The sequence below is a fragment of the Streptococcus oralis genome, assembly GCF_001578945.1.
GTDB lineage: Bacteria > Bacillota > Bacilli > Lactobacillales > Streptococcaceae > Streptococcus > Streptococcus oralis_Q.
In genome coordinates, this window is record NZ_KQ969628.1 from 1 (window position 1) to 398 (window position 398).

At 44.2% G+C, this 398-nt stretch carries 1 pseudogene; it reads left to right on the top strand.

Features of this window, described 5'->3' with window-relative positions:
* Nucleotides 1-398: pseudogene (locus SORDD16_RS10125) on the top strand (carbamoyl-phosphate synthase large subunit); the annotation flags it as partial.

Genomic DNA, 398 nt, shown 5'->3' on the forward strand with positions numbered 1-398 from the left:
TTCAAAAGTCACTAATATCCCGATGGCTCAGGTTGCAACGAAGCTCATTCTTGGACAAAGTTTACAGGAACTTGGTTACCAAGATGGTCTTTATCCAGAAAGCACTCACGTTCATATCAAGGCGCCAGTCTTCTCCTTTACGAAACTAGCTAAGGTAGATAGCTTGCTTGGTCCTGAGATGAAATCAACAGGAGAGGTTATGGGTTCGGATACTACCCTTGAAAAAGCACTTTATAAGGCCTTTGAAGCTTCTTACCTCCACTTGCCAACCTTTGGAAATGTGGTCTTTACGATTGCGGATGATGCTAAAGAAGAAGCACTTGGTTTGGCTCGTCGATTCCAAAATATTGGCTACGGTATCCTCGCGACAGAAGGGACAGCAGCCTTCTTTGCAGAAA